Origin of the sequence: Enterococcus sp. AZ015 (assembly GCF_050499225.1) — a bacterium.
GTDB classification, from domain to species: Bacteria; Bacillota; Bacilli; order Lactobacillales; family Enterococcaceae; genus Enterococcus_D; species Enterococcus_D entomosocium.
In genome coordinates this window covers 2,789,458-2,811,367 of sequence record NZ_JBMHEX010000001.1, presented here as the reverse complement: position 1 = coordinate 2,811,367, position 21,910 = coordinate 2,789,458, and the positions used below count along the sequence as shown (strand labels likewise).

Sequence of the window (21,910 nt, the reverse complement as noted above, 5' to 3'; positions counted from 1 at the left end):
ATGGAACTATCGATTAGTGAAAAGAAAAAGGCGAAAAAAGTACCCAAACGTGAAAACCTGACGTTTAGTATCCTCAATTATACCTTTTTCTTTCTGATTACGTTGATTTGTGCGTATCCTTTTTATTACTTGATTATTAATTCAATCAGTAATAATGAGTTGAGTGCGTTAGGACAAATTCGCTTTTTTCCACAAGAGATCCATTTTGAAAACTACAGTCAAGTGTTACAACTAAAAGGGTTGCCATTAGCCGCAACCGTTTCGGTGGCTAGAACGGTGATTGGAACAGCAGCAACCGTCTTAGCTTCAGCCTTCTTAGGCTTTATGTTTACCCAAGAAAAAATGTGGAAACGAAAATTTTGGTATCGCTTTGTCGTGATTACAATGTATTTCAATGCAGGGCTGATTCCATTATTCATCACGATGAAGACATTAGGTTTAACGAATAATTTTTGGGTCTATATTTTGCCGGCTGTCGTTCAGCCTTTTAACATCATCTTAGTGAAAACCTATATTGAGTCAATCCCCAAATCGTTGCAAGAAGCAGCTGAAATGGATGGAGCTGGCATCATTCAAGTATTCTTTCGGGTAATTTTACCCAACTGTACGCCGATTTTAGCAACAGTCGCGATCTTCTCGGCAGTTGGTCAATGGAATTCTTTCCAAGATACACTGATTTACATTACGGATCAAAGTCTCTACTCCTTGCAATACCTTCTTTATACGTATATCAATCAAGCCAATTCGTTGGCACAAATGGTCAAAAATACATCGGGATCACTTTCCAGTATCGCTTCAGCTGCAACAACGCAGACACCGACTTCGATTCGCATGACCGTTTCAGTCATTGTTGTTTTACCAATCATGTTTATTTATCCGCTTTTCCAGAAATATTTTGTCAAAGGAATTATGTTGGGTGCGGTGAAAGGTTAATAAAAAGAAAGAGGGAAGAAAATGAAAAAAATGTCGAAATATGTAACAACAGGTTTGTTAGGCATGACATTGCTAGGTAGTTTAGCCGGCTGTGGAGGGGCGGCTGACTCTGACACAGACGCTGCTTCCAGCGAAAGTGGCTACGATGAAACGATCACGATCGATGTCTATAATGGGCTAGCCAACTATATGGGGATGCAAGAAGGTTGGTTTGCCAAAATCGTGCGGGATAAATTCAATATGGAATTGAACATCATCGCACCAAACGTTGCTGGAAACGGAGACACTCTTTATCAAACGAGGACGGCAGCAGGTGATTTGGGCGATTTGATCATTGTTGATAATGGCCAACAATACAACGAATTGGTTGAAGCTGGTTTGTTGACCGATGCGAGCGAGTATTATGAAACTATGGAAAATGTTCAGCGCTTCGATGCGGCTGTTCAAAATCTAAACAAAGATGCCGATGGTCTATATGGCTTTCCAACTTCCGTTTCTACATTAAAAGCCACCGATCCTTCAGAAGGATTAGATCCTACATTTGGTGCTTATGTGCGTTGGGATCTTTATGGGGATCAAGGATATCCAGAAATCGGTACATTGGAAGACCTGCTTCCTGTGATTCAAAAAATGCAAGAAGACAATCCAACAACAGATTCTGGGAAAAAAGTTTATGGGTTTTCTCTATTCAGCGATTGGGACGGCAACATGATGAATGCAGGCAAACAGCTGGTCACCTACTATGGGTACGATGAATCAGGTTTTGTCTTGGCAAAAGCGGATGGTTCTGATTATCAAAGCATTCTCGATAGTGATTCTGAATATATTCGCGCACTTAAGTTTTATTTCCAAGCCAATCAAATGGGCTTAGTGGATCCAGAATCAACGACGCAAAATTACGATACACTTTTTGCCAAATTCCAAGAAGGACAAGTCTTATTCTCATGGTGGCCTTGGTTAGGTCAAGCGGCTTTTAATACGACTACGAACTTGAATGAAGGAAAAGGCTTTATGTTGGCACCGATTCAAGACCAAAAAATCTTCTCTTATGGTGCGGAAGTTTACGGTGGCAAACAATTTATCGGGATCGGTTCAAATGCCGAAGACCCAGAGCGAATCGCAGCCTTTATTGACTGGCTCTACTCTTCAGAAGGCGTGTTAGCAAATTCTTCTCAAACAAGCGGTAGTAGTGGCCCTGAAGGCTTAACTTGGGAAATGAAAGATGGCGAGCCTGTCTTAACTGAGTTTGGGAAACAAGCTTTGCTAGATGGCGATGGGGATGTGCCAGAAGAATATGGTGGCGGAAGTTACAAAGATGGTGTATCCGCGCTAAACGTCAATACGGTATTACCGATCGATATCAATCCTGATACCGGCTTCCCATATGCTTATACGATGTGGGAAAGCTATCAAAATGAAACAACCGATCCTGTAAAAGAAGATTGGTCAAAAAATATGGGTGGTGCAGAATCGACCATTGGCTATTTAGAGGAGAACGACCAATTGTTAGTTGCCCCTGGTGCCAGCTATGTAGCGCCAGAAGATAGTTCAGAGATCTCTACGTTGCGGAACCAAGCCAAAGCGACAATCATCGAGTACTCTTGGCGAATGGTTTTTGCCAAAGATGAAGCAGAATTTGACCAATTGCTAAAAGAAATGCAAGAAACAGCAGACGGCTTAGGCTATCAAACAGTGCTAGAATTTGACATGAATAATGCGAAAGATCAAAACGAAAAACGGGTAGAAGTAGCGAAAGAATTTGGGGACTAATCAAAAACAAAGAATCATAAAAATGGTTGGTCAACGGTTCCTTGACAAAAGTGAGTAAACAGCGTTTGGTTAAGCAATCACTTAAGAAGATTGATCCAGCACCAGCGGATCAGTCTTCTTTCTTTAAGGAGGAAAACAATGATAGTGGATAAAAAAGATCGTCTGCTTTTTATGGGGGATTCGATCACAGATAGTAATCGAAATTATCAAGCGATACCTGCGGGATGGTCGTCATGGGGGGACGGCTATGTTCATCTGATCAACGCCTATACCACAGCATTACTCCCACAAATGGAATTAATGATCGTTAACCGAGGCATCAGTGGAGATACAGTCGTCGATTTGAAGAAGCGTTGGAAGGATGATGTATTGGCATTTCAACCAGATTGGGTAACGATCATGATCGGTGTAAATGATGTGTGGCGGCATTTTGATGGCACATTTGCTCAAACGGAACTGGTGGGGATTGAAAGATTTGAATCAGAGTTGCGTGATTTGATCGCTCAGACATTACCGAGTGTCAAAGGAATGATTCTCTTGACCCCGTTTATGGTTGAAGCCAACAAAGAAGATCCACTAAGAGAAATGCTTACCAACTACCAACACGTGCTTGCTAAAGTAGCGCAAGAGTATGGTATCCTTTTAGGAGATACGCAGGAAAAGTTTGATGATTTTTTGCTTTATCAGTCATCCTATGTCTTAAGCAGTGATCGTGTGCATCCGTCGACTGCAGGACATGTGTTGATTGCAAAAACATGGCTGGAAACAGTCGGTATTTTGGAGGAAAGACCATGATCACAGTAGAAACGATCCACCAAGTCGCGCATCAAGGCCCCTTTTTCCCAAATTGGCAATCTTTGGGCGCTTTTGTTCTACCGGAATGGTTCCCCAAAGCAAAATTTGGGGTCTTCATTCATTGGGGATTGTATAGTGTTCCTGCATTTAATAACGAGTGGTACTCCAGAAATATGTACATCAAAGACCATCCGGAATACGATCACCATATCAACACCTACGGTCCGCAAAAAAACTTCGGCTACAAAGACTTTATTCCCATATTTACTGCAGAAAAATTCGATGCAAATGAGTGGATTAGACTGATCAAACAAGCCGGTGCCAATTATCTTTTTCCCGTTGCAGAACATCACGATGGGTTTCAGATGTACAAAAGCGAGCTTTCTGAATGGAATGCGGCAGTTATGGGACCGAAAAAAGATATTCTTGCGGAATTAAAAGAAGCAGCTGAGGAACAAGGCCTGCATTTTTGCACCTCATCTCATCGTGCCGAACATTGGTTTTTCATGGGACATGGTAAGGAATTTGACAGCGACATCAAGGAACCGTTAGAAAAAGGCGACTTTTATTGGCCTGCTATGCCAGAACCTGATAATCAAGATTTGTATAGCGAGCCATATCCCTCAAAAGAGTTTTTAGATGATTGGCTACTGCGAACCTGTGAACTCGTCGACAACTATCAACCAGAGCTGCTGTATTTTGATTGGTGGATCCAACACGAAGCCTTCAAGGAGCACCTGCAAGTTTTCGCTGCTTACTATTACAATCGTGGGGCTGAATGGGGCAAAAAAGTTGGTATCTGCTACAAACACGATGCCATGATGTTTGGTAGTGGTGTCGTGGAGATCGAACGGGGAAAATTTGCCGAACCACAACCTTTTTACTGGCAAACAGATACAGCGATCGCTCGCAATTCATGGTGTTATACCACAACGTTGGATTACAAAACAACGCGTGAGATTTTACAGGATTTGATCGAAGTCGTCAGCAAAAATGGCAATCTTCTTTTGAATATCGGGCCGAAAGGGAATGGTTCGATCCCAGAAAAAGATCAAACGATCTTAAAAGAAATCGGTGCGTGGCTGGATGTAAACGGTGAAGCCATTTATGAAGCGAAACCATGGCGCAAAGCCGGGGAAGGACCCACGACCGTTGTCTCAGGCCAATTTCAAGAGGCACAGGCGACGACATACACGAGCCAGGATTTCCGCTTTACGGTTCAGGGGGATTCGTTGTATGCTATTGGCATGGCAAGTCCTGAGAATGGACACGCAAGGATCCAAGCACTGGCCCAGTCTAAAGATCAAAATTTGCCAGAATTTCACGGCATCATCCAAACCGTGACGATTCTAGGACACGAAGAACAGCCTATTGATTGGCAAGTGACCGATGAAGGCTTGCAACTAACTTTTGAACCAATTGAAACCGACCAACCAATCGTCTATAAAATTACAATGAAATGAGGCGCAATCCGTGATACATGAAAAAAGAACCGCACTTTTACCAGAAAGCCAAGCCAGTTTAACCACGTATGTCATGGAAAATTCTCCTGAAATGGAACCAGATCGTGTTCGACCAGCGGTCATCATCTGTCCTGGCGGCGGCTATGAAATGTTGTCTGATCGCGAAGCGGAACCCATCGCCATCAAAATGATGAGCTTTGGTTTCCAAGCCTTTGTGTTGCATTATAGTATCAAACCGGCTGTCTATCCGTTAGCCTTAAAGGAATTGGCGGCTGCCGTTCGTCTTGTGCGCACCAATCATGAGGTCTGGCACGTCGATCCTGAAAAAATCATTGTTGCCGGTTTTTCAGCTGGTGGTCACTTAGCTGCTAATCTGGGTGTGTCTTGGCAGCAACCTTTTCTAGCAGAGGCTTTACAAGGAGCCAATGAAGAATGGCGACCTAACGGGTTACTGTTGAGTTATCCGGTCTTATCTAGTGGTGAACTTGGGCACCAAGATTCCTTCCGTTCATTATTAGCAGATCGCTATGAAACAGAAAAAGCGGCTTTGTCTTTAGAGACTTTAGTCAATGAACAGACACCGCCGACGTTTCTTTGGCATACGTTAGAAGATGGATTAGTCTTGGCGGAAAACAGCCTCCTTTTTGCCGAACAGCTGCGCAAATTTAATATACCTTATGAGCTGCACATTTTCCCTCGCGGTGGTCATGGACTAAGTTTAGGAACACCGGAAACCGCCAACGGCAATCAACACGGGATCGAAGCATCGGTTGTCCGTTGGCCAGAATTGTTTGCTGATTGGGTGAGGTGGAACATCTAAGAGGAATTCAAAAAAACAGTATAATCTTTAATCAATCATCTTTGTCTAATTCTCAAATCCGTTTTTTCAGCAGTATAAAAAGGATTTACTGAAAACATAAGATTGAGTGCTTGGTTCATTTACAAAATTAGGAAAGCGAAAGGGGTATTCAGTGAAAGTCAGATTAAAAGACATTGCAAAAGAAGTAGGTGTATCGATCGCAGCCGTTTCTCAAGTGTTAAATGACAAACCGATTCGGATCACAGAAGAAAAAAAACAGCAAATCAAGCGCTTGGCGGCAGAAAACAATTATACGCCGAATGCTGCGGCTAAAAGCCTGGTTTTGAAAAAAACCAATACGATCGGACTGATCATCCCAGATATCAACAATCCTTTTTTTGCCAACTTGGCCAAGGTCTTAGAAGATTTGCTGCGAAAACAGGGGTATCTGCTGATTTTGGTCAACTCAGATGATAAAGTTGACGTTGAGAAGGAATTGATTCAGCTCCTGATTGACCGCAACGTTGATGCGTTGATCATCGCCCTTTCAACCGAATCCTACGCGGATGAGGTACAAACCAAAGAACGATTGAAGAATCTTTCGGTTCCAATCGTTTTGGTTGATAGAGGAATAGATAACTTTGAGGTCGATCAAGTCTTTTATAATAATCGGCATGGGGGATATATTGCTACCAGTGAGCTAATAAAAAAAGGACACAAAAAGATCGGCACGATGATGAACCCTGATAAAAATATCAATTGTGTGTATCGATACCAAGGCTATTTAGATGCGCTGAAGGAATTCAATCTCCAACGAAAAGACAGTTGGCATGTGGTAACAAAGTTCCAATTTGAAGACGCCTATGAAAAAGCAGACATTCTCCTAAAAAACCGAGATGTAACCGGCATTGTTGCTGGCAACGACTTGATTGCATTGGGAATTATGAAGCGTGCCAAAGAACTAGGAATCAAGGTTCCAGAGGATGTTTCGATCGTAGGATACGACAATCTTGTTTTGAATGATCTTTTAGAAGTATCTCTAACGTCTGTGGAACAAGATGTAAATGATTTAGGTGAAAAAACGGTTCTTGCCTTGATGAATGCAATCAGCGGACAGAAGCCACGTTACGTCCAATTGACACCTAGATTGATAAAAAAGAACAGTGTGACTGAAAGAGTTTCCTAGCGAAACTCTTTTTTTACTATTGACAGCGCTTTAAAACGATGCTATTCTTTGTGTGAACATTAGATAAAACGCTTTATCAGATGTTCGCTTTTTTTTAGAAAAATGATAAAACGTTTTATCAAAGGTGAGAGGAGAATACGTATGTCAAAAAAAGAAGTCATTATTGATACGGATCCGGGGATCGATGATGCAGTTGCGTTGGGAATTGCTCTATTTAGTGAAGTCTTGGAGGTCAAGTTGATCACGACAGTGGCCGGAAATGTCGGTATTGAACATGTCACCAATAATTTACTGAAACTGCTTTCCTTTTGGGATTTGTCGATTCCAGCAGCACAAGGTGCATCTCAGCCACTAACGCGAGCAGTCAAAGATGCCAGCGATGTTCATGGGGTCACAGGAATGGCCGGCTATTCATTTCCAGAACCAGATCGTTCATTGCTGCTGGAAACTTCAGCTGTGGAAGCGATGTATCAAACGATCAAAAAGAATAAAGAAAAAATCACAATTGTCGCATTAGGTCCTCTAACGAATATTGCTCTTTTACTTAAGATTTATCCAGAAGTCAAAGAAAAAATCGATGAGATCGTTTTAATGGGCGGAGCCTTAGGCAGAGGAAACTTTGGTGTATTGTCAGAGTTCAATATTGCGATTGACCCCGAGGCTGCAACGATTGTTTTTGAGAGCGGCTTACCACTTTCTGTAGCACCATTAGATGTGGGCGCCAAAGCGCTTGTTTACCCAGAAGACAGTGCAAAAATCAAAGAAATGAATCAAACCGGAGATATGATGGTTCAATTATTCAAAAAATACCGTGGTGGCAGTTTTGGCACGGGGCTGAAAATGTATGACAGTTGCGCGATCGCTTATCTTTTGTGTCCAGAGATGTTCACTGTTCAAGAGACTTTTGTTGCGATCGAAACACAAGGAGCCTACACAGCAGGTGCGACAATTGTCGATCTCAACAATCGTCTGAAGCAGAAAAACAATTGCCGTGTTTGTGTCGATATCGATGAAGCGCTCTTTAAAGAATGGTTTTTACAGGCAATCAGCAAGTGTAAATAGGAGGGGAAAGAAATGATAGAAGCGATTTTAGTACTCGTTGTTTTGGGGATCGTCGGATATTTTATTATTAAGAGTTATAATCCAGCATTGATTTTGATTATTGGGGCACTTGTCTTGCTTTGTGCATCCGTTGCTTTAGGAAATCCGCTTTACCCAGAAGGCGAAGGGACTGGCTTGGCCTTATTCGATATTTTTTTAAAGCTTAAAGATACGATCATCTCTCAAGTAAGTTCTGCTGGTCTAGTGATCATGATCTTATTCGGATATTCAGGTTATATGAATCTCATTGGTGCCAATCAAAAAGCTGTCAATATCCTGGTTCAGCCAATGACCAAAATCAAGTCTAAGGCATTATTTATTCCGATCGTTTTCTTATTAGGGAATTTGATGTCGTTAGTCGTCCCAAGTGCATCTAGTTTGGCAATAATTTTGATGGCAATCCTTTATCCACTGCTTCAAGGGATTGGTATCTCTTCCTTAACAGCAGCCGGAGTTATCGCAATGACTGCCACGATCATGCCGACGCCATTAGGTGCGGATAATGTGATTGCGGCTCAGACATTGAATTACAACATCTTAACTTATGTTCTGTACCATGCGAAAATTTCCATCCCAACATTGCTGATCATGGCCATTGTTCATTACTTTTGGCAAACGTATTGTGATAAAAAAGAAGGCAAAGATGCCTTTGTAGAACTAAAAGAAATTGAAAGTAAGTCAGAAGAAACGGCTGTTCCTGGATTTTATGCAATTTTACCACTACTTCCTTTGGTGTTGATCATTATCGTTGGTATAATCGGTATATTCAAAGAAGGTGTAACAATGGATATTTTCGTCCTAACGATGATTTCCTTTTTTGTCGCATTACTGATTGAATGTTTGAGAAAGAAATCTTTCAAAATCGCGCAAGAAAGTGCAGTGGAACTATTCAAAGGAATGGGACAAGGGTTTAGTCAAGTAGTCATGTTGGTTGTGGGTGGATCATTATTTACCACAGCTATCCAAAGCTTAGGAGTGATTGATTCACTAATGAGTGCGGTAGAAAATTCTCAATCTGCTGGCGTGTTAACGGCATTGATATTCAGCGGCGCAACCGCATTGTTCGGTATTTTGAGTGGCGGAGGATTGGCGATGTTTTACGCTGTGATTGAACTGATTCCCGATATTGCCGCTAAAGCGGGAATTGACGGGATTTTGATCGCCTTGCCAATGCAGATGATCGCCAATCTTGGCAGAACGATCTCACCAGTTGCCGCTGTAATTATGATTGTGTCTTCTTCAATCGACGTCAGCCCTGTTCGGTTACTGAAACGAACCAGCGTTCCAACGATCGTTGGGATTATAGCAGTGGTCATTTTGTCGTTGGTATTGCTCCCTTACTAGAGTCATGAATGAACTTCAAAGGGCGTCACGACAAGAATTAGCAGAGATTTTTCAAATGTTCATCGAAGCAAAGCAGCAGATGAATAGAAGGAAAATCTACCAGTGGACTGATACTTATCCCTCCCTAGAAATCTTAGCGAAGGATATCGAGAAAAAGGAACTGTTGGTGTTGAAGGATGAAAATAAAAACATTGTAAGTGTCGGTGTTTTGTCAGTTGACTCATTGTCAAATTGTAGCAAAGAATATCATGGGATAAGAACGATTCAGCGACTCGTTGCGAGACCATCTCAAGCGGGGCAAGGCTTTGGCCGCCAGTGGATCAGAAGCTGTTTGGAACAACAGTGTGATGAAGGGGAAACACTTCTTTCAATCACAAATCATACCAATCTGCCCATGCAGCGATTATTTGTAAAAACAGGGTTTTTAAAGGTTGGTGAAACGACCATTGAGGGTCGGGAAGCCTTTGGTCCTTTTTATATATTCAAGAGAAATAGGTGATTTTTTGAGTAAGATAACGATTTTAGGTAGTGTGAACATGGATATCGTGATCACGACAACACGAATGCCGAGGATCGGCGAAACGATCATTGGGGAGCAAATTGATTATTTTGTCGGGGGCAAAGGAGCAAATCAAGCAGTGGCAGCTTCTCGTTACGGTGCATCAACAAAATTTTTAGGGAAAATCGGGGAAGATACTTTTGGGGAAAAGGTTCTTCAGCACCTCAGCAGAGAAGCTCTCGATTTATCGGCTGTTTCCCGTGAAAAAAATATGTTCACAGGAATTGCGAGTATTTTTAAATTAGCAGAGGATAATTGTATCACTGTCGTCCCCGGTGCGAATGGACTGATCGATGAAGCCTACGTTCAGCAAACAATCAGTGAACTTTCACAAGGGGATATCTTACTTACTCAACTGGAAATTCCTGTGGAAACAATCAAACAAGCATTGATTCTTGCCAAGAAAAAAGGAGTTCTAACGATTTTGAATCCTGCTCCTTACAATGAAATCGTACCGGAACTCCTGCCGTATATTGATATTTTGACACCAAATGAAACGGAATTTGCCGCTTTGATCGGTAAAGAGGCCATTTTGGAAGACGAAATTGAGCAGGTCATTGCTGATTGGCAAAAAAAATATGCCACGCGAATCGTTGTCACACGAGGAAGCAAAGGGGTAACATTTGTAGAAAAGTCACAAGTTGTGACGATTCCATCGAACAAAGTTTCAGTTGTAGACACTACCGGTGCAGGGGATACCTTTAATGGCATCTTGGCAGCAGCTTTAGGGGAAGGAGCCGATTTTTATGAAGCCGTTTCTATGGCGAATAATGGAGCTAGTCTGTCCGTTCAAAAGCTGGGGGCTCAAACAGGAATGCCACTAAGAAGTGAAATAGAAGAGTTTATGAAGCAGCAGGTTGATTCATTTACCTGAAAGGCTATGTACAATTAGCAAACGACTATTCCTGAAAAAAGGCATCTGCGCCTCTAAAAAGAAGCGCAGATGCCTTTTACATAGATAAGATTTATGCGGTGAAAACAACTGTTCCTTGATAAAAGCTTTTGCTGACGAAGCCTTTACGGGCAACGAATTCTGCCGTACAAGTAGCTGGTGTCAGTAAGAAATCAGCCGAATCACCAACCTTAGGCCATTGCTGCGCACCGTTTTTATCCAATGGGACTTTGCCATCCGTGACTAAACCTAATGCTTGCGTCAAGTCTTCCTGACTTTTGACGGCAAAAATCTCTAAATAGCGGGCCAGTTTTTCTTGTAAAGAACCATCTCCTAGAGAAGACCAAGAATCATAGACGTTGTCGCAACCAATATGAACAGCAACGCCATAGCTTTGCAATTCCTTAAGCGGTGGAATCGTGCCAGGGCTGATGGGAATACTTGAAATGATGTGGATCTCTAAATCTGCTAAGGCTTGAAAGACTTCTTTTCGTTCTGTGCCTTCAAAGTCATTTAGACCAAAGGCGTGACTGATCGCCACATTTCCTTGCATATTGAATTCCTTCGTCAAACGAATCATTTCTTTGACGGTCGCTCTGCCAGCTTCTTGCCGATCGTGAAGATGGAGGTCAATCCCGACATGTCCTTTTTGAGCAAGTTCAAAAGTTGTCCGTAAGGAAGCCTGGTAATCTTGATCGAGTGTATAAGGATCAACACCGCCAATAAAAGATTCTTTGCCCGTTGCTAAGGCTTCTTCAATCAAAGAAGCAGCATTTGAGCGCAATAAGCCATGTTGTGGGAATAAGACCAACTCCGAGCCAAAAGGTTGTTCGGCAACTAATTCGGTAATCGCATCAAAATAACGCAGCTGAGTCATTGGTTCAATATCAATATGTGAGCGGAACATCACCGCACCATGAGGCAGTTCTAAATCGATCAGCGCTTGTCCGCGTTCTTTGATCGATAACGGCAAGGCATCTAATTGGGGAATCTCAGTTTCAAATCGTTCCACCAAGCTAGCTGCCGGCGTTACTGGACGCCAAGGAGTACCTAATTTACTTTTGTCCAAATGACAATGTTTTTCGATCAATCCTGGCAACAATAACTGATTTCCCCCATCAATGATCGTCGCTTCGCTTGATGCCTGCCATTCGGTCATCGGCACGATCTCCGCTATTTTTCCATCATTGATCCCGATTGCTGTATTTTCTGTTTTGGTTCCATAAGACCAATCGCCTTCTTTTAAATAACTCGTCTCAAGTTGTACATTTGTAAGCCATAAATCCAAGAAATCGCCTTCTTTCGTATTTGCTTCATGGTATCACAAGTAAAGCTGGTTCCCAACCAAATCGCTTGCAAAAAAACAGACAATCTAAAACGTTTTAGTATTTACGCGATTTTCCATTAGGAAATCGGAAAAAATAAAAATTATTTTTTATGAAAACGCTTGAATAGAGAAAAGATGTTTGGTAATATGTGGATGTAACGAAAAGGTTTTCGAAAAAAAGGGGACAAATATGCTGTTACTAAGATTGCTAGCATTTTTGATTGATTGCATGATCATTTTTTTACCAAGTACCATGCTTAGCTATCTCCTAATGGTACCTGCTGGAGTAACGATTGTCTTGCCACAACTTCTCTTTGTGGTCTACAACATGATTTGTTTGAGTAGTTTTGAGGGGAAAACGATTGGCAAACATTTTGCGAAACTCGTTGTTTTTACGAATCAACGTAATTTATTAACTGTAGGAATGAGGGAAGTAACAAAATTGCTCTACTTTTTACCAATGATCGGTTGGTTGTTTTTCACTGGTTCTTTCTTCCTCTATCTAGGTACGAAAAAAACGTTACACGACATTTTAGGACAAAGTGTAGTGGGGTTCAATAAGAAACAGGGGAATGATCAGTATGAACGAAACCTCCTTCGATGAGTTGTTAACAGGGAATCCTTTATTGGAGATCAATACACAAGCGCTACTTTTGTTAGTTATTTTTGCTTGGGCTAGTGCTAGTCTTATTGCTTGGAAGTGGCGAAACGAATACCAAGCCGCAAAAATAATTAGAGATTATGCTTACTATGCGCCACTCCACTTGATCGTAGGATGGGTGTTTCTTAACGCAGCAATTGTCCTAGTAATTGGTAGTTATTTCATGGGCTTGATTGTACTTTTGTTTCGGTCCAATAACTATTTTTATAAATAAAAAATTTTTGAAAGAAACTAAAACGTTTTCTGAAGAAGTAGGAGGAAAAAATGGAGACAGCGATGCAGTATTTAAAAGAAGACCCTTGGAAAATTACGGAAAAGACCTTTGATACAAAATGGTTAGGCAAAGCAGAAGCCATCATGTGTTTGGGCAACGGGTATCTGGGGATGCGCTCTGTGACAGAAGAGAAATATGTTGGCGAAACGCGTAATCTTTTTGTTGCAGGAACCTTTAATAAATTCGACGAAAATGAAGTGACTGAGCTTCCTAATGTGCCGGATATGATTGGAATGGAGCTCCTTTTTGATGGCGAACGATTAGATTTATCAAAAGGCAAATATTCAAACTATTCACGTGTCTTAAATTTGAGAACTGGGGAACTCACGCGCTCCTTTCAATGGAAACATGGTCAGATTAATGTCGAACTGACCTTTAAGCGATGTGTTTCCTTTGCCCAAAAGCATGTGTTTGCGCAACAAGTGCTGGTCGAAAATTTAGGAAAAGAAGTCACGTTGGAAATTATTTCTGGTATTGACGGACAAAAGACAAATAGCGGCTCACAGCATTTTACTGAAGGTGACAAATCATTAACAGAAAATCGTTTCTTACAAATGATGCCAAAGACCACTCAATCTAAGATCGCCTTTGTTCTTTCGACAGCACATAATCTAGAAAAAACAGAAGATTGCTATGATGGAACCAAGAAGCGGATCGAGATGGGAAGACGGAAAATCTACAATCGTTACTGGCAAACCTTGGCACCTAATGAGACGTTGAAGCTTGAGAAGTTCTCTTCTGTTTATACCACGATCGATAAAGAGCATTTAGGAAAGACACCACAAGATTTGAAGAAGATTGCCCTTGAAGAGCTGAAAGAGATTCGCAAAAACGGCTATCAGGAATTAGCAAAAGCTTCAGCAGCGGCATGGGACAAAGAAGTCTGGTCCGTCTTTCCAATCAAAATCAAGACAGAGAACACACTAGATCAATTAGCGATTCATTTTGCAAAATATCATCTACATGTGATGACACCAGCCCATGACGAACGCATGAACATAGGTGCCAAAGGCCTATCTGGGGAAGGGTACAAAGGACATACCTTTTGGGATACAGAGATTTTTATGCTGCCATATTTTACCTTCACACACCCAGAAATCGCCAAAAAATTAGTGACTTATCGCTATTTAGGTTTGGCTGGTGCCCATAAAAAAGCTACTGATAACGGCTATCAAGGCGCCCAATTTCCGTGGGAAGCTGCTTGGCCTGAAGATGGTGAGACTACGCCAGTTTGGGGCGCTGCGGATATCCTTACGGGCTTACCAACGAAAATTTGGTCAGGATTTATTGAACAGCATATTACCAGCGATGTCACCTACGGCATCAAACAATTTATTGATGTAACGAATGATCAACAATTTGCATGGGAAAAAGGCTATGAAGTGATTTTTGATACAGCGATCTTCTGGGCGAGTCGTTTAGAGTGGTCCGAAGAAAACCAGCGCTTTGAAATTTTAGACGTTGTCGGACCAGATGAATATAAGGAGCATGTCGATAATAATGCTTTCACGAATCATACTGCGCACTGGAACATTCAATTAGCTATTTCATTGTATGAAGAGTTGAAAAAGAACCAGCCAGAACAATTTACGAAACTAGCTGAAAAATTACCATTAAATGAAGCTTATCAAGAATGGCAAGCAAAAGTAGCTGCTATTTATTTACCGCAACCGAATGAAGCGGGAATCATCCCGCAAGATGATACCTATTTGACGAAAAAGGAGATCGATCTCACGAAATATAAAAATGATTCGCAAGTAGGCACACTGTTCCATGAGTATAACTTAGAACAGGTCAACGAGATGCAAGTTTCGAAACAAGCGGATGTTCTTTTGCTCTTGTTCTTATTTGAGAACCTTTTTCCAAAAGAAGAGAAACGGTTGAATTGGGATTACTATGAGCCGAAAACGTTGCATGATTCTTCCTTATCCTTATCGACACATGCCATCCTCGCTGCTGATTTAGGGGAAGTAGCACTTTCTTATGATTTGTTTCAACAAGCAATCAACATTGATATGGGAGAAAATATGCTGTCTTCCAATGAAGGGATTCATGCAGCATCACTCGGCGGTATTTGGCAAATGACGGTCTTCGGCTATGGTGGTGTCCGTTGTTTAGACGGCCAGTTAAGAATCGAACCACATTTACCAAAGGCTTGGGAAGCACTTGAATTTGGTATTATGTGGCACCAACAGCCATTAAAGATTGAGGTCACACAGGAAGGTTTTACGGTCACCAACCATGGGGAGCAAGCGATTGAGTTTATCGCTTTTGATAAGGTTTATCTGCTTGAAGAACAAATCAAAATCACTTTTTAGGGGGAAATAAAATGACTGGATGGAAAAAAGTAGTAGGAACAGGGCTTCTATTGTCTGGAGCAGTGGTGCTGGCAGCTTGTGGGGGAAACGAAGACACCAGTAGTTCGACAGATCAGACGGATTTCACGGGGGATTCGTTAACGATCGGTGTTTGGGGTGGCAACGAGGCAGAAGAAAAATCGTTGGATGAAATGATTCAATCTTTTGAAGAAGCAACGGGTGCTACAGTTGAAAAGAAAGTATATACCGATTATAATACCCAAATTCAAGCTGACATGGCTGGTAGAACGGCACCAGATGTCTTTTACGTGGATGCCTATATGTTCCCATGGTTCTCAGAGAATGGCACACTTGCAGAGCTGGATCCGGCTAATTTTGAAAGTGAGCAGTTTTATGATAGCTTGATCGATGCTTTTACGACTTCGGATGGACAACTGCAGGCTGTTCCCAAAGATATGTCAACTTTAGCACTCTATTTCAATACAGCGATTTTTGAAGAAGCGGGTGTGTCGATCGATGAAGTGCCAGACACACTTGAAGCGTATGTTGAGTGGCTGCCGTCGTTCCAAGAAAAAATCAATGAGGCGTATGGTGACGGAAATGTTTTTGCCATGAGCTATAACCAAGATATGGCTCGCAACTATCATCTTGCAACGCGTGAAAATGCTCAACCAATCAATGAAGATGGGACGGCTAATTTGGCTGATCCAGCAGTAGTTGATAATCTTTCGATTTTAAAAGAGTTGGTCGATACGAAAGCAGCTGTTACACCGCAAGATATCGGAACAGGTTGGAACGGCGAAGCTTTTGGTTCTGGAAAAATTGCGATCATGGATGAAGGAAACTGGGTGTATGAGACACTTAAGACAGAATTTCCTGATATTCCTTTTGTTGTGAAAGAAATGCCAACGTATAAAGGAACGGAAGGGTCAATGATGTTTTCTGTCGGTTGGGGAAAATATGTTGGGACTGAAAAAAGTGCCTTGGCAGATAAATGGATTCAACACGCTACTGGTCAAAGCGGTATGCAAGCATGGGTTGAAGGAACCGGGACATTACCTAGTCGTCAAGATGTAGCAGATGCGGCCAAAATCACAGAAAACAGTGACTTGAATGTTCACCTAGAGGCTTGGGATTATGCAACGATTTGGCAAAAGGGCACCACTTTAGATACGATCAACAAAGCCTATCAAAACTTTTTACCGAATGCTTTAAATGGAAACATGACCTTTGAAGAAGCAATGGAAGCTGCTGATGAACAAGCGAACGCAGATATTACAGCAAACTAGTCTGAATTTGAACGAGGGAGAGGAACTCCTCTCTCTTTTCTTTTGGGAAAGGTGACAACATGATGGAACGAAAAAAAACTAACTATACAAAAAGCCAATGGCAAGAAATCCGACAAGCGTGGCTCTTTCTGGCTCCAGCAATCATTGTCGTAGGAATCTTTTTCGTCTTAGCTGTTCTCTTTGCTTTTTATCTATCTTTCAACGACGTCAATTTGTTTACCAATACATTTTCTTTTAAAGGGATAGAAAACTATTTACGTATCTTCACCGATCAAAAAGCGCGAATCGCTCTTAGAAATACGGCCACGTTTGCCTTGGTCGTCGTTCCGTTACAAACGATTTTTGCTTTGATTATCGCGTATATTTTAAGCAGCAAAGGAATCAAGGGGAAGAAACTGTTTCGGATGGTTTATTTTTTGCCAACTTTAACTTCTAGTTCAGCATTGACGATCATCTTTATGTTTATTTTTAATATTTACGGTCCAGTCAATGACTTATTTATGAATTTAGGATTTTACTCAGAACCAATAAATTTTTTACAAGAACCGGCCTATGCGTTGAAAGTGATTATGGTAATGAATATCTGGTCGACCGTGCCTTATTATATGACGATCTATTTGGCTTCTTTAGTTGATCTGCCTCATTCTTTGTACGAAGCAGCAGAGATCGATGGTGCGACAACCGTGGATAAATTACGGTATATCACGATTCCTTATCTACGCCCAATCACTACCTATGTACTGCTGACGGGGATCATTGGTACCTTTCAGATGTTTGACCAGGCGTATATCTTCTCGAACGGATCAGGGGGACCCAACAATTCGACTCTGACCTTGTCACTAATGATTTACCAATACGCCTTTGGACAAATGAACACGATGGGGTATGCGGCAGCATTAGCGATCGTTTTAGCAATTATTATCTTTATCACGTCACTTTTAGCAGAAAAATTGAACAAAGAAAGAGGGTAACGTCCGTGAGAGGAAAAGAGAAAACAAAAATTTTAAAGATCTTGCTCTATACGATCTTGATTCTTTATGCAGTACTGACCTTTTATCCTTTTGTCTGGGCAATTGCTGCATCTTTCAAACCCTATAGAGAAATTGTTTCTGGGGATATGAGTTTGATCCCCAATGAGTTTACTTTAGACAATTTTCGATATGTCTTGGGGCGCTCTTCTTTGTTTATGCGCTGGTTTCTAAACTCCGTGACTATATCCGTTATTGGAACGACCATCAATATTTTATTAAATACGATGGCAGGTTATGCCTTAGCAAGATTAAATTTTCCGGGGCGTGAACGAATTTACTATGGATTTTTGGCATTGATGATGGTGCCAGCTCAGGTTTTGTTGATTCCAAATTACTTAATCTTGATGAATCTAGGAATGTTAGATAGTTTTTCAGCGTTGATTTTACCAGCTGGTATCAACATCGGGAATATCTTTATGATGCGTCAATTCTTTTTATCTTTTCCAAAAGATGTGGAAGAAGCTGCGGCAATCGATGGTCTCGGCAGATTTCAAACATTCTTTCGTATCGTGATGCCATTAGCAAAACCATCCATCGCAACACAAGCTGTCTTTATTTTTATGGGCTTTTGGAATGAATTCATGAAACCAATGCTCTATTTGACCACACCAAGTAAATATACTTTGACTCTAGGGTTGCAGACTTTCCAAAGTCGAAATGGTGGTGTACGATGGGATCAGACGATGGCGGCAAGTGTGATCACGATCATTCCCATTGTGATCATTTACTTGCTGTTCAACAAATATTTCTTACAAGGAGTGCGAATGGATGGCGAAAAATGATTCATTTAAAGTAAGAGCACAGGAACTTTCTCATCAAACCCCTGAATACTTAGAAGCATTGTTTGCAGTTGGCAATGGTCAAATTGGCGTGCGGGCAGGGCATCCTTTAAAAGTTAATGAGCTTTACGGGGGAAATCCGGGCTCCTTTGTTAACGGTTTTTTTGATAGTGAGCCGATTCAATACGGTGAATGGGCATACGGCTATGCCAAAGAGCATCAGACGATCATCAAGCTGCCGAATCTAAGAGGCGTACGTTTACAGATTGGTGACGAGGACTCTAGTGCTTCAGAATGGCAAGTAAAGCCTATACAAATGACTTTGGATTTGGAAAAAGGCGTGTTGGATGAATCCTATAAAGTAGTAACGCCACTAGGTAAAACTTTTGAATTGGTGATGCAGTCGTTTGCCTCTATGACACGAAGTGAACTCTACGTCTGTCAGTATCAAATTAAGAACACCAATTTCTCAGAGCCAATTTCCATGACACATCCGTTAGAACAAAAAGCAGCAATTGTTCAAACAGATGATCCTCGGGTTGCCAGTAAAGCACATCACTTACGAAAAGCTGATTATCAGGATTATGCGATTTGGACTGCTGAAAATAGTCAACGAAGTATAGCAATTCGAGTGATCAATGGCGAAAAGCAATTACAAGCAGAGGAAACGCTTACGACGGTTTTCCAAATGAAACTACTTGAAGATAATCAAAATCACGAAACACCTTTTAACCAAGAGTTAGCCGATTTTGAAGTTCTCTTGCAAGAGCAGCAACAAAGTTATCAGCAATTTTGGGCGGCAAGTGATATCCAAATCGAAGGAGATCCAGTTCTTCAAAAAGGCATTCGGTTCAATTTGTTTCATTTGAATCAAGGTGCGGGGCGAGACGGCAGAACAAATTTCGCAGCCAAAGGATTGACTGGCGAGGGATATGAAGGGCATTACTTCTGGGATACGGAAATGTATCTGTTGCCGTTTTTTATTTTCACGAACCCTGAAATAGCCAAGGCATTGCTTTCCTATCGCGGGAAGATCTTGCCGCAAGCCAAACAACGGGCGCAGGAGCTAAGCCAAGAGGGTGCTTTGTTTGCTTGGCGAACAATTGATGGAAATGAGACGAGTGCTTATTATCCAGCGGGAACTGCCCAAGTCCATATCAATGCGGATATCGTTTATGCATTCCAATTGTATGAACGAGTGACTGGCGACCAGGCATTCATCGAAACGGTTGGCAGTGAAGTTGTTTTTGAAACGGCGAAATTCTGGTTGAGCTATGGCGATCTAGTAGAAAAAGAGGGCAAACTTGCCTTTTGCATCAATGGAGTGACTGGACCTGATGAGTACAGTGCCCTTGTTAATAATAATTTTTATACGAATAAAATGGTTCAAAATAATCTATATTATGCCATTGAGTTAGCACAGCGGTATGGTAAATACCAAGAAACAATTAGTGCTTGGCAGCAAGCAGCCGACTTAATGTACTTTGGTTACGATGAACAGCGAGGGATTACGAAGCAAGACGATGGATTCTTAGAACAAGCAGTCTGGCCATTTGAAACTACACCTGCTGAAAAGTATCCTCTCCTGCTGCATTATCATCCAATGGTCATCTACAAACATCAAGTCTGTAAGCAAGCCGATACGGTTTTAGCCCAAATGCTCTATACAGGAGACTTCAGTCTTGAGCAATTAAAAAAAGATTATGACTATTACGAACAAGTGACGACGCATGATTCCTCCTTGTCTCGTTCTATTTTTAGCGTGATGGCGAGTCGAATTGGGGATTCTGAAAAAGCCTATCGTTATTTTATGGATACGGCTTTGATGGATTTAACGGATCTCCAAAAAAATGTTGTCGATGGCATTCACGCAGCAAATATGGGGGGAAGCTGGCTGAGCTTGATTTACGGTTTTGCAGGGTTGTATTACGATCAAGGCCTGCGATTAGCGAATCATTTGCCACAGAAAATAAAAGAACTAAAATTTACGCTCTTTTATCAAGGAGAACCTGTTAAAATCAGTTTAAAGGATCGCGATATTGACTGTCAGTTAGCGGAGACAACCCAATTGCTCGCTACGAAGGCTGATGGTGGTATTTGGATAAAGGAGAGATAGCAAATGCGAACAACGATTCGCGATGTGGCAAAGGCAGCCGGTGTATCAATAGCGACTGTATCCAAAGTTTTTAACGGGTATAGTGATATCAACCAACAAACCAAGCAAGAAATTTTAAAAATAGCGAAAGAATTAGACTATTCCCCAAACATGGCAGCAAGGACACTGTCTTCGAAGAAACAACAAACCATCGCCTTGATTTTAAATGAGTTGAATTTCAACCGAAAATCAACGATGCCTTTGGAAGTGTTGAACGGGGTCTATCGTTATACGGATCAGTCAGATTTTGAGTTTGTCTTTTATGGGACAAGTACTGAGAAACAAAAGCAAAAGACGTTTAGTCAGTTCTGCAATGAGCACAATATCACTGGTGTAGTGATCCAAGGGTTAAAAACCACCGATCCTTACTACCAGGAAGTACAGCAAACCTCTTTGCCGACAGTTCTGATTGATATGGAAATCGACAATCCTAAGATCGGCTTGGTTTCGATTGACAATGAAAAAGCGGCGCAAGAAGCTGTGGATTTTTTGATTGCCAATAATCATCGACAAATTGGCATGATCAACGGGAGTCGTGATGCCAATGTCAGTGAACTTAGAGAAAAAGGCTACCGCGCTTCTTTGGCAGCGCATGGCTTGTTAGTGAATGAGTCGTATATCCAGTACGCCAACTATGAAGAAGAAATTGCCTATTTGATTTGTAAAAATCTGTTAGAAAACAATCAAGAAATCACTGCACTGTTCTGTGCTAGTGATATTATGGCAATCGGAGCGATACGAGGAATCAAAGACATGGGCTTGCGGGTTCCTGAAGATATTTCGGTCATCGGGTTCGATGATATTATTTTGGCTAGCTACGTAACGCCTGAATTAACAACCGTTGCCCAAGATATGGAACGAATCGGTTATGAAGCAGCTGAATTACTAGCAGACATCATCACCAATCAAGCAGAAACGAGCCATCGAAAAATTAGTCCCCATCAATTAAAAGTGCGACAGTCGGTAGAGAAAATCAGCGAGGTTCGCTAAATAAAAAAGACATGACCTTCATTGAGTGAAGATCATGTCTTTTTTTGTGGAGAAGAAAACTCAAACAAATTGGTCGGTCATATGTGGCAACAACAAAGTGAAAGTCACGACCATTCGTTTTTTTGATAAGAAGCAAAGCACAAGGCAAGCAACTTCTTGTAGAAATTTCCCTTAATGAAAGGGAAGATATACCTATGGAGGTTGCTTGGGTTTGACTCTAAACTAGTAAGCGAGGGAGAGAGAG

19 protein-coding genes are annotated in these 21,910 nt (G+C 41.5%); 18 read left to right on the top strand and 1 reads right to left on the bottom strand.

All coding sequences use genetic code 11. The features are described from left to right. The 10 genes from IGK85_RS13050 (at position 1) to rbsK (ending at position 10,824) form a co-directional block, all read left to right on the top strand. Entirely contained in the window at positions 1–933 is a 933-nt protein-coding gene (locus tag IGK85_RS13050) for a carbohydrate ABC transporter permease (RefSeq protein ID WP_005234069.1), read from the top strand. A gap of 21 nt (positions 934–954) precedes the next feature. Then, positions 955–2,703, top strand: a complete 1,749-nt coding sequence (locus tag IGK85_RS13045; protein WP_005234070.1) for an ABC transporter substrate-binding protein — start codon at positions 955–957, stop codon at positions 2,701–2,703. A gap of 138 nt (positions 2,704–2,841) precedes the next feature. Beyond that, positions 2,842–3,498 (top strand): SGNH/GDSL hydrolase family protein, encoded by a 657-nt coding sequence (locus IGK85_RS13040; protein ID WP_005234072.1) that lies wholly within the window; start codon positions 2,842–2,844, stop codon positions 3,496–3,498. Beyond that, entirely contained in the window at positions 3,495–4,961 is a 1,467-nt protein-coding gene (locus tag IGK85_RS13035; protein WP_005234073.1) for an alpha-L-fucosidase, read from the top strand. The genes IGK85_RS13040 and IGK85_RS13035 overlap by 4 nt, the downstream gene beginning before the upstream one ends. A gap of 10 nt (positions 4,962–4,971) precedes the next feature. Continuing rightward, on the top strand, positions 4,972–5,781 hold the full coding sequence (locus tag IGK85_RS13030; protein ID WP_008380605.1) for an alpha/beta hydrolase: 810 nt from the start codon (positions 4,972–4,974) through the stop codon (positions 5,779–5,781). Positions 5,782–5,932: 151 nt separating this feature from the next. Continuing rightward, complete coding sequence (locus tag IGK85_RS13025; protein WP_008380606.1) at positions 5,933–6,946, top strand: LacI family DNA-binding transcriptional regulator; 1,014 nt, start codon at positions 5,933–5,935, stop codon at positions 6,944–6,946. A gap of 141 nt (positions 6,947–7,087) precedes the next feature. After that, entirely contained in the window at positions 7,088–8,008 is a 921-nt protein-coding gene (rihC, locus tag IGK85_RS13020; protein WP_008380607.1) for a ribonucleoside hydrolase RihC, read from the top strand. A 12-nt stretch (positions 8,009–8,020) separates the two neighbouring features. Continuing rightward, on the top strand, positions 8,021–9,391 hold the full coding sequence (gene dcuC, locus IGK85_RS13015; protein WP_005234077.1) for a C4-dicarboxylate transporter DcuC: 1,371 nt from the start codon (positions 8,021–8,023) through the stop codon (positions 9,389–9,391). Between the two features lie 55 nt (positions 9,392–9,446). Beyond that, entirely contained in the window at positions 9,447–9,890 is a 444-nt protein-coding gene (locus IGK85_RS13010; RefSeq protein WP_008380608.1) for a GNAT family N-acetyltransferase, read from the top strand. 4 nt (positions 9,891–9,894) lie between these two features. Continuing rightward, positions 9,895–10,824, top strand: coding sequence for a ribokinase (gene rbsK / locus IGK85_RS13005; protein ID WP_081487936.1), 930 nt, complete (start codon positions 9,895–9,897; stop codon positions 10,822–10,824). A gap of 91 nt (positions 10,825–10,915) precedes the next feature. Here rbsK and IGK85_RS13000 read toward each other — a convergent pair whose 3' ends face one another. Beyond that, positions 10,916–12,130, bottom strand: coding sequence for an amidohydrolase family protein (locus tag IGK85_RS13000; protein ID WP_008380611.1), 1,215 nt, complete (start codon positions 12,128–12,130; stop codon positions 10,916–10,918). A gap of 229 nt (positions 12,131–12,359) precedes the next feature. Here IGK85_RS13000 and IGK85_RS12995 point away from each other — a divergent pair, with 229 nt between their 5' ends. The 8 genes from IGK85_RS12995 (at position 12,360) to IGK85_RS12960 (ending at position 21,666) form a co-directional block, all read left to right on the top strand. Beyond that, the gene (locus tag IGK85_RS12995; RefSeq protein WP_008380613.1) at positions 12,360–12,773 is read left to right on the top strand and encodes an RDD family protein; all 414 of its coding nucleotides are present in this window, start codon (positions 12,360–12,362) and stop codon (positions 12,771–12,773) included. Beyond that, complete coding sequence (locus IGK85_RS12990; RefSeq protein WP_005234082.1) at positions 12,751–13,044, top strand: hypothetical protein; 294 nt, start codon at positions 12,751–12,753, stop codon at positions 13,042–13,044. The genes IGK85_RS12995 and IGK85_RS12990 overlap by 23 nt, the downstream gene beginning before the upstream one ends. Before the next feature lie 50 nt (positions 13,045–13,094). Then, a complete protein-coding gene (locus tag IGK85_RS12985) occupies positions 13,095–15,422 on the top strand; it encodes a glycoside hydrolase family 65 protein (RefSeq protein ID WP_008380616.1) in 2,328 nt (775 codons plus the stop codon). Positions 15,423–15,433: 11 nt separating this feature from the next. Beyond that, entirely contained in the window at positions 15,434–16,711 is a 1,278-nt protein-coding gene (locus IGK85_RS12980; protein WP_005234084.1) for a sugar ABC transporter substrate-binding protein, read from the top strand. A gap of 62 nt (positions 16,712–16,773) precedes the next feature. Beyond that, entirely contained in the window at positions 16,774–17,682 is a 909-nt protein-coding gene (locus IGK85_RS12975) for a carbohydrate ABC transporter permease (protein ID WP_008380619.1), read from the top strand. A gap of 5 nt (positions 17,683–17,687) precedes the next feature. After that, the gene (locus IGK85_RS12970) at positions 17,688–18,524 is read left to right on the top strand and encodes a carbohydrate ABC transporter permease (protein WP_429972257.1); all 837 of its coding nucleotides are present in this window, start codon (positions 17,688–17,690) and stop codon (positions 18,522–18,524) included. Beyond that, a complete protein-coding gene (locus IGK85_RS12965; protein ID WP_008380623.1) occupies positions 18,511–20,637 on the top strand; it encodes a glycoside hydrolase family 65 protein in 2,127 nt (708 codons plus the stop codon). The genes IGK85_RS12970 and IGK85_RS12965 overlap by 14 nt, the downstream gene beginning before the upstream one ends. Positions 20,638–20,640: 3 nt before the next feature. Continuing rightward, complete coding sequence (locus IGK85_RS12960) at positions 20,641–21,666, top strand: LacI family DNA-binding transcriptional regulator (RefSeq protein ID WP_005234088.1); 1,026 nt, start codon at positions 20,641–20,643, stop codon at positions 21,664–21,666. Positions 21,667–21,910 lie beyond the last annotated feature (244 nt).